The organism is Streptomyces sp. NPDC004838, assembly GCF_053600955.1.
The window spans coordinates 220,215-227,038 of record NZ_JBSGAW010000010.1; the positions used below are offsets into that span (position 1 = coordinate 220,215).

General features: G+C 68.8%; 4 protein-coding genes. 2 read left to right on the top strand and 2 right to left on the bottom strand.

Going from position 1 to position 6,824, the window contains the following annotated elements:
- Window positions 1-143 precede the first annotated feature (143 nt).
- Entirely contained in the window at window positions 144-1,433 is a 1,290-nt protein-coding gene (locus ACWEFL_RS14560) for a citrate synthase (protein WP_451711605.1), read from the top strand.
- Window positions 1,434-2,583: 1,150 nt separating this feature from the next.
- Here ACWEFL_RS14560 and ACWEFL_RS14565 read toward each other — a convergent pair.
- Together ACWEFL_RS14565 and ACWEFL_RS14570 are read right to left on the bottom strand one after the other, a co-directional pair.
- On the bottom strand, window positions 2,584-2,901 hold the full coding sequence (locus tag ACWEFL_RS14565; RefSeq protein ID WP_451711607.1) for a heavy-metal-associated domain-containing protein: 318 nt from the start codon (window positions 2,899-2,901) through the stop codon (window positions 2,584-2,586).
- A 100-nt stretch (window positions 2,902-3,001) separates the two neighbouring features.
- A complete protein-coding gene (locus ACWEFL_RS14570) occupies window positions 3,002-3,679 on the bottom strand; it encodes a TetR family transcriptional regulator (protein WP_451711647.1) in 678 nt (225 codons plus the stop codon).
- A gap of 545 nt (window positions 3,680-4,224) precedes the next feature.
- Between ACWEFL_RS14570 and ACWEFL_RS14575 the strand changes: the two genes are divergently transcribed.
- Window positions 4,225-6,651 carry an MMPL family transporter gene (locus tag ACWEFL_RS14575; RefSeq protein ID WP_451711610.1) on the top strand — a complete coding sequence of 809 codons (2,427 nt, stop codon included), beginning with the start codon at window positions 4,225-4,227 and terminating at the stop codon, window positions 6,649-6,651.
- The last annotated feature ends 173 nt before the right edge of the window (window positions 6,652-6,824 follow it).

Below are 6,824 nucleotides of genomic sequence, written 5' to 3' on the forward strand. Positions count from 1 at the left end.
GGCAGGATGAGCAGGTTGGCGGCACTCAGTGCCTCCAATGGGCCCAATGGTCGACCCCGAGTGCACTCTCATGCGCCAAATGGGGGATGGTAGAGACAGTCAGGGCACCTCGAAGAAGAGGCACTACGTCGGTGAGGGATGACGTGAGCGACAACTCTGTAGTACTGCGGTACGCGGACGGCGAGTACACCTACCCGGTGGTCGAGAGCACCGTCGGCGACAAGGGCTTCGACATCGGAAAGCTCCGAGCCCAAACCGGGCTCGTGACCTTGGACAGCGGCTACGGCAACACGGCCGCCTACAAATCCGCGATCACCTACCTCGACGGCGAGAAGGGGATTCTCCGCTACCGCGGCTACCCCATCGAGCAGCTCGCGGAGCGTTCCACCTTCGCCGAGGTGGCCTATCTGCTCATCAACGGAGAGCTTCCGACGGTCGACGAGCTGGCGGCCTTCAAGGGCGAGATCACCCACCACACCCTGCTCCACGAGGACGTCAAGCGGTTCTTCGACGGCTTCCCCCGTGACGCGCACCCCATGGCCATGCTGTCCTCCGTGGTCAGCGCGCTCTCCACGTTCTACCAGGACAGCCACAACCCGTTCGACGACAATCAGCGTCACCTCTCCACGATCCGGCTGCTCGCCAAGCTGCCCACGATCGCGGCGTACGCGTACAAGAAGTCGATCGGTCACCCGTTCGTCTACCCGCGCAACGACCTCGGGTACGTCGAGAACTTCCTGCGCATGACCTTCTCGGTCCCCGCGCAGGAGTACGACCTGGACCCGGTCGTCGTCTCGGCGCTCGACAAGCTGCTCATCCTGCACGCGGACCACGAGCAGAACTGTTCGACCTCCACCGTGCGCCTGGTGGGCTCCTCGCAGGCGAACATGTTCGCCTCGATCTCGGCCGGCATCTCCGCCCTCTGGGGCCCGCTGCACGGCGGTGCCAACCAGTCGGTGCTGGAGATGCTGGAGGGCATCCAGGCGACCGGCGGCGACGTCGACACCTTCATCCGCAAGGTGAAGAACAAGGAAGACGGCGTGAAGCTCATGGGCTTCGGGCACCGCGTCTACAAGAACTTCGACCCCCGGGCGAAGATCATCAAGGCGGCGGCGCACGATGTCCTCTCGGCGCTCGGCAAGTCCGACGAACTGCTCGACATCGCCCTGACGCTGGAAGAGCACGCGCTGGCCGACGACTACTTCGTCGAGCGCAAGCTCTACCCGAACGTCGACTTCTACACCGGTCTGATCTACCGGGCCATGGGCTTCCCGACCGAGATGTTCACCGTGCTCTTCGCGCTCGGCCGCCTGCCCGGCTGGATCGCCCAGTGGCACGAGATGATCAAGGAGCCGGGATCTCGCATCGGCCGTCCGCGCCAGATCTACACGGGTGAGGTCCTGCGCGACTTCGTGCCGGTCGAGGCCCGCTGACCGTTCCCGCGAGGCCCGGCGCGACGCCGGACGGCGGATTGTCACGTCCGACGGCGAAGGAGCCCCACAGCAAAGCGGAAAGCGCCCCACCGCCGATCCCCCCACGGGTCGGCGAGCGGGGCGCTTCCCATATCCCCGGAGCGGATTCCCCCCACGGGATCCGGCCGGGTGTCTGCAACCGCAGAAGCTCACGCGGTCTGCCGGGGTACGTACGCACGGGAGGGCCGCTCAAAGCTCCCCGGGCACGTGCCCCGGCCAACGCTTGCCTGAGATGTCCCCCAAGACATCCCGCGAACGTCCCCCAAGACGTTCCTGGCATCGTCCATTTAGACCCGCGAGAGGCCCCGATGGTTACCCCTCAATATCTGTGATCTAGGTCTCTTTGTGAAGGTCTTGTGCGTCACATGTAGCCACACACCGAGACGGAATCGCCGGTCCCCTGTCCCCGCAAAGGCGGACGAAAAGACCACCTCAAATTCGATGATCATGGGGTTGATCAGCATGGATGTCATCCGAGCCCATGTGGCGGCCCGGTAGCCGAAAATCGCGAAAATATTCCGTTCGATCATGCCGGGCGTCCACCGTGCGAGACGGGATCGCATCCGCCGTGGCACCGGCCCGCTCCGTACGGAGCGGGCGCACCCGCTTCGATCACGGCGTCCGTTTCCGAGTCGTGCCCAAGCCGTGCCCGAATTGCGTCCGTGGCGGCTGTGTCCCGGCGTACGCCTGTGCCCGCGAAGCGTCACCGGGGTCGATGCCTCCGTCGCCGCGAGGCGGCTCGGTGCGCCCCTCCTGGGCCCTCCGGGGGTCGGAACGCCCCCTCCTGGACCCTCCGGGGGTCGGAAGGTCCAGAACGACGCCCGCCGATTCTCGGCCCCGCGGACGGCCTTGCGGGCCCTGGCGGTATGGAGCGCCGGGAGCCATGGCTCGTGCGGAGGGCGGACGCGGTACGGCATCGCGGGTGCGTCCCGTGCGTGGTGCCCGTCGCCGTCGAGGCGCGCGGTGTCGCGCCCGCCCTCCGCTCGGGTTGTGAAACCGGGATGCCGGGTGGGGAGGCGGAGGGGCACCTTCGGCCCCGGTCGGCGGACCGGGGCCGAGGTGTCGGTGTCGTCGCCGGGCCCGCGTCGGAGACCGGTGCGGGCGGCGGGGCTCAGGCCGGGCCGACCAGTTCGTATCCGGCCTCGTCTACCGCGTCGCGGACGGCGGACTCGTCGAGCGGGGCCTCGGACGACACGGTGACGAGACCGGTGGCGGCCACGGCCCTCACCGAGGAGACGCCCGCCAGCGCGGAGATCTCCTTGGAGATGGCGCCCTCGCAGTGGCCGCAGGTCATTCCCGCGACCTTGTAGACGGTGGTGACGGAACCCTCGGTCTGGACATCGGCCGCGTCTGTGCCGCACGTGCTGCCACCGCAGCAGCTGGAGGCGGAAGCGGTCTCGGTGATCTCGATCTCGGACTTCGCGGTCATGTCGTTCTCCTCGTAGGGCATGGGGCAGCATTCATCGCATTCCAGACATGCCACGGGTTGTGGAGGCTGCCGGGCCTGCGCTGCTCACCATACTATACCCCTAGGGGGTATTGATGGAGCTGGGGGAATCCGACTGCGCCGAGATGCGGGCGCATGTGCCCTTCCCGTGCTCGGGGAAGAGCGGCTCCAGATACCGGAACATGGCCCTCTTGATCTCCGCGGCGTACGCCTCCCGCTCCGCGCCCTCGTGGGTGAGGGCCAGGTCGAGGCCGGCCTTGAAGATGGCGAAGGCCGTGTTGGCGATGAGGGAGAGTTCGAGAGGGGTGGAGTCGGGGAGATCGCCCCCGAGGATCTCTTCGAGGCGGGTGAGCAGTCCCGTGTGGATCGCCTCGAACTCCTGGGCGACCTGGCCGGGTGCGTCCGGGCTCTGGATCAGTACGGCGAGGGCGGGGTTCTCGTAGTTGAACGCGAAGAGCGGATCGAGGACCGCGTCGAGCAGTGCGTCGAGGGGGAGGTCGAGGCCGACGGCGACGAGGGCCGTGCCGTGCGACTCGCTCCACCTTTCGAGCAGGCGACCGCCGAGCTCGATGGCGATGGCTTCCTTGTTCGGGAAGTACTGGTAAAGGGTGCCGGGGGAGACGCCCGCCTCGCGGGCGATGGCGTTGGTACTGGCCGCGGTGTAGCCGGTGGAGCAGAAGACGGACGCGGCGGCTTCCAGGAGCTGGGCGATGCGGCGCTCGCCGCGGGCCTGGCGACGGCGCGGCCTGGCGTGCGCGATTCCCGCCTCGGGTTCCGTGCCTTCCGCCTGCCCTGTTCCTTCCGCCGGCCCCGCTCCTTCCCCCGGCTCTGTCTCTGCTGGTTCTGCCTCTTCCGCTCGGCCCGTTCCCGTTTCGGGGTCCGTTCCTTTCCCTGCTCCTCCGTTCCCTGCTTCTCCGTGCCCGGGTTCCTCTTCGGTGGTGGCTCCGCGGGCCGCGGCCGGCGCTCGGTGAGTGGCGGCCGACCGGGTGGGGGCGACCCCGGCCGTCCCGGTGGCGGCTTCGGCGGGCGTGGCGGGGGCGGGGGCCGGGAGTTCCTGCTTTCCGGGTGCCTGCTTCCCGGTCCTCGGTGGCTTCGGACCCGAATCCGTCCGCTCGCGCCTTGTCGGCTCCGGCACTGAAATCCCCAGCTTCCTGGTGCGGTTGACAAATGCGAGTGGTCGCTCGCATTCTAGATTAATGCGAGCGATCGCTCGTGTTTGCCGATGTCTTGGCGATCGATATACCCATGCTGCCTGCTCGCAAGTCCGGACATGAGCATGGGTCACGGTGAAGGGGACACCGCACTATGTCCGAAGTCAACAGCCCACCTCCGGCAGGGAGCCCGTCCCGTGCCGGGGACGCGCCGCGGGTGGGGGGATGGACGCGATTCGTCACCGCCCGCCCGCGCCTCGCGCTGCTGGCAGCCCTGATCATCACGACTCTCGCCGTATTCGCCGGCAGCGGAGTCGCCGACCGTATGGGCAGCGGCGGCTGGGAGGATCCGGCCGCCGAGTCGACCTATGCGACCGAGGCTCTGGAGCGTGAGTTCCCCGCATCCCAGCCGAATCTGCTCCTACTTGTCCAGAGCGGCGAGGAGGGTGTGGACAGCCCGGCGGTCGCGGCCGAGGGACGCCGACTGGCGGAGCGGCTCGCCGCCGAGAAGGGCGTCACGGGCGTCGGGTCGTACTGGCAGACCCCGTCCCCGGCGCTGCGCTCGGAGGACGGCGGCGAAGCCCTGATCGTGGCCCGCGTTCTGGGCGATGAGAAGGCCAGGGCCGAGACCCTTGAGCGGATGGCGCCCGACTTCCGGGGGCAGCAGGGCGCGGTGGAGGTCTCGCTCGGCGGCCCCGTCGCCGTCGCGCACGAGATGACGACGACCATTCAGGAAGACCTGCTGCGGGCCGAGCTGATCGCCCTGCCGGTGACGCTTGTCCTGCTGATCCTGGTCTTCGGCAGCGTGGTCGCCGCGGTCCTGCCGCTCGGCGTCGGCATCGTCGCCATCCTGGGGACGAACGCGGTCCTGCGAGGCATCACCGAATTCGCGGAGGTCTCGGTCTTCGCACAGAACCTCACCACCGCCCTGGGGCTCGGACTCGCCATCGACTACGCCCTGTTCATCGTGCGCAGATTCCGGGAGGAACTGGAAGCAGGGGCCGAGGTGCGGGACGCGGTGGGCACGACCCTGCGCACCGCGGGGCGCACGGTGGTGTTCTCCGCTCTGACCGTGGCCGTGTCCCTGGCCGCGATGTTGGTCTTCCCTCAGTACTTCCTGCGCTCCTTCGCCTACGCGGGAATCGCGGTGGTCCTCCTCGCCGCCGCTGCCGCGCTGATTCTCCTGCCGGCCGCGCTCATGCTGCTGGGCCATCGGATCAACGCGCTGGACATACGCACTCTCTTCAGGCGCGGGCGCAAGCGGGCGCCAGGCGACGGCCGCGCCGAGGCCGCGTCGTCGACGAAGGCCGGTGCGGCGGGGGAGGGCGACACCGGCAGCAGCCCCGAAGGGGCCCGCGAGAAGGGTGCGGGCTGGGCCCGGCTCGCGGATCTGGTGATGTGCCGCGCCCCGCTGTTCGCCTTCACCACCGTGGCCGCTCTGGTGCTGCTGGGCCTGCCCTTCCTCGGCGTCAAGTTCGGTACGCCCGACGACCGCCAACTGCCGTCGACCGCCCAGTCCCATGTGGTCCAGCAGCACATCCGGGACGGTTTCCCCGGCAGCCCGGACGGTGGCGTCGAGGTGTTCGCCGAGGACAGGGAGGGGGCCCGTACGACACCCGCGGAGTACGCCGAGTACCGCGACCGGATCGCGGCGATTCCGGGGGTGATGCGGGTGGACGGGCCGATCACCGCGGACGGCGTCGCCTACTTCACGGTGCAGCCCGAGGGGGAGGCGGTGGGCGAGGGCGCTCAGCGCCTGGTGCACGACATCCGTGAGATATCGGCGCCGTTCGAGACCTCGGTGACGGGCCGGGCGGCGGTCCTGGAGGACTCCAAGGCCGCGATCGGGGCCGGGCTGCCACTGGCGCTCGGGATCATCATCGTGGTGACTCTGCTGCTCGTCTTCCTGCTCACCGGCAGCGTGATGATCCCCATCCAGGCCGTGGTGCTCAACGGCCTGAGCCTGACGGCCATGTTCGGTGCGATGGTCTGGATCTTCCAGGACGGCAATCTCTCCGGGCTGCTGGGCTTCACCGCGACCGGGGACATCGAGACCAATCTGCCCGTGCTGATGTTCTGCGTCGCCTTCGGGCTCTCGATGGATTACGGCGTCTTCCTGCTCTCCCGGATCAAGGAGGAGTACGACCGTACGCACGACCACGACCAGGCGGTGCGGTTCGGGCTCCAGCGCACCGGCGGGCTGATCACCGCGGCTGCTCTGATTCTCGCGGTGGTGATGGTGGCCATAGGCACCTCACGGGTGACCAACACCAAGATGCTGGGTCTCGGCATCGCGCTGGCCGTGCTGATGGACGCCATGGTGGTGCGCGGTCTGCTGGTGCCGTCGGTGATGAAGCTGATGGGCAGGTGGACCTGGTGGGCGCCTGGTCCGCTGCGCCGGTTCCATGAGCGATTCGGGCTGAGTGAGGGGGAGATACCCGCCGGCGTGCCTGCCGCCGCACACCTCGCTCATTCCGCCCACTCGGCGGATCACGACTCCGGTCCGGGGGTCGGCTCCGGGCCGGGCGGGGGATCCGGGTCGCGCGACAAGGTCGCCGCGGGGCGTGAGCCGCGGGCCTGAGAAAGCCGACGGCGACGAGCCCCGTTCCAGGCCAGGGCCCCGTCGCCGCAGTGAGCGGACCGCGAACCGGGGAAAGAGGCGGCGAGGAACGCCGGATGGTGCATTCCGTCTTCGAGCTGGGCGACACCCTCGTCCGCGAGGTGATGGTGCCGCGCACCGACCTGATCTGCATC

What these genes read in the sequence shown, in the direction of transcription:
- ACWEFL_RS14575 (WP_451711610.1), top strand. Translation starts at nt 4,225, where the DNA reads ATGTCCGAAGTCAACAGCCCACCTCCGGCAGGGAGCCCGTCCCGTGCC.
- ACWEFL_RS14565 (WP_451711607.1), bottom strand. Translation starts at nt 2,901, where the DNA reads ATGACCGCGAAGTCCGAGATCGAGATCACCGAGACCGCTTCCGCCTCC.